General features: G+C 48.2%; 2 protein-coding genes. Both read left to right on the top strand.

Annotated elements, in window-relative coordinates; translation table 11 throughout:
• Positions 1-77 precede the first annotated feature (77 nt).
• Positions 78-566, top strand: coding sequence for a transposase (locus tag ACOI06_RS14480; RefSeq protein WP_420663300.1), 489 nt, complete (start codon positions 78-80; stop codon positions 564-566).
• A 20-nt stretch (positions 567-586) separates the two neighbouring features.
• The gene (locus tag ACOI06_RS14475) at positions 587-1,633 is read left to right on the top strand and encodes an IS3 family transposase (protein WP_420663299.1); all 1,047 of its coding nucleotides are present in this window, start codon (positions 587-589) and stop codon (positions 1,631-1,633) included.
• Positions 1,634-1,663 lie beyond the last annotated feature (30 nt).

Below are 1,663 nucleotides of genomic sequence, written 5' to 3'. Positions count from 1 at the left end.
TCCCCCTACGTCTCACTAGTTGTCCGCTGTTTTAATTTCTCACTTACACTACTCACAGGGGCGGTTAGGAGTTTGAAATGCCGTCTTACAGTTTGGAATTTAAAGAGCAGATTGTCCGCAAAATGATGCCTCCTCACAATCAACGTGTGTCCACGCTGAGTGCCGAATTAGGCATTTCGCAAGGGACACTGTATCGTTGGAAAAAGGAATACCGAGCTAAAGGATTTGTCGTGCCATCAAGAAAGTCCATCCCAGATCACTGGGACGCTAAAACCAAGCTTGCTGCGGTGATTGAAACCGCCGCACTGAATGCAGAAGAACGTTCTGCATACTGTCGTTCAAATGGTCTATACGTTGAGCAATTAGATGCTTGGCGTGAGCTCTTTGAGTCGATGGATGCACCTGCTGATCCAGGTGCAAAAGCAGAGCTTGCACGTGAGCGTAAAAAGATCAAAGTACTCGAGAAAGAACTACTGCGTAAGGACAGGGCTTTAGCTGAAACAGCTGCCTTGCTGGCCTTATCAAAAAAAGCGCAGGCCATCTGGGGAATCAAAGAGGAAGATTAATTCCTACGGAGATGAAGCAGATGGCCATTGAACTGATTGATGAAGCGGTCTCAGCCGGTGCTCGCCAAGCCTTGGCGTGTGAAATCCTAGGTCTGACTTGTCGGACCCTTCGGCGTTGGCGTCATTTAAAAGATCTGACAGATCAACGTACTTGTCAAAAACCACGTGATTATCCACATGCGCTCACAGCTGAAGAAAAGGCGTCCATCATTGAGATTAGCAATCGTAAGGAATACAAGAGTTTGCCACCTTCACAGATTGTCCCTAGGCTTGCTGATAAAGGGATTTATGTCGCTTCCGAATCAAGTTTTTACAGAGTCCTCAAGGAGCATGGTCAGCTCCACCATCGTGGCCGCACACAACCGCCCAAAGAGCGTCCTTTGCCAGCAGCACTGAGAGCAACACGTAGCAACCAAATCTGGAGCTGGGATATTACGTTTTTACCGCTTTGCATCCGAGGTCAGTTTCTGCGTTTGTACATGGTGATGGATGTTTACAGCCGTTATATTGTCAGTTGGGAAGTCCACCATGAAGAGTCTGCCGATCACGCTGCAGACCTGATTAGAAAGGCCTGTTTGAAGCATCGGATTCAGCGCGATCAGCTCGTACTGCATTCTGATAACGGTAGCCCAATGAAAGGTGCCACGATGCTTTCTACCTTGCAACGACTGGGTGTCATGCCGTCGTTTAGCCGTCCCTCTGTCAGTGATGACAATCCGTACTCTGAAGCCTTGTTCCGAACCCTCAAATACACACCTGCTTATCCTGCCAAGCCCTTTGAGAACATTGAGCAAGCTAGGAGATGGGTCTATGAATTTGTGACTTGGTACAACACTGTCCACCGTCATAGTGGCATTGGATTTGTGACGCCAGAACAACGTCATTATGGATTAGATATCGAGCTCTTGAAGAAACGTCATGCTGTCTACCAAAGTGCTCGTTCAAAGAATCCTCAGCGCTGGAAAGGACGGTCCACTCGAGACTGGAACCATCGTGATACAGTTCTGCTAAACCCGCCGAAGGCGAAGAGCATTAAAGAAACGGAAAATATGCCATTGGCCGCCTAACTCATCGGACAACTAGCGAGAAACATACCG

This window comes from Orrella sp. 11846 (assembly GCF_048820935.1).
In the GTDB taxonomy this organism is placed as follows: Bacteria; Pseudomonadota; Gammaproteobacteria; order Burkholderiales; family Burkholderiaceae_B; genus Algicoccus.
This window is presented reverse-complemented; position numbering and strand designations above follow the sequence as displayed.

What these genes read in the sequence shown, in the direction of transcription:
- ACOI06_RS14475 (WP_420663299.1), top strand. Translation starts at nt 587, where the DNA reads ATGGCCATTGAACTGATTGATGAAGCGGTCTCAGCCGGTGCTCGCCAA.
- ACOI06_RS14480 (WP_420663300.1), top strand. Translation starts at nt 78, where the DNA reads ATGCCGTCTTACAGTTTGGAATTTAAAGAGCAGATTGTCCGCAAAATG.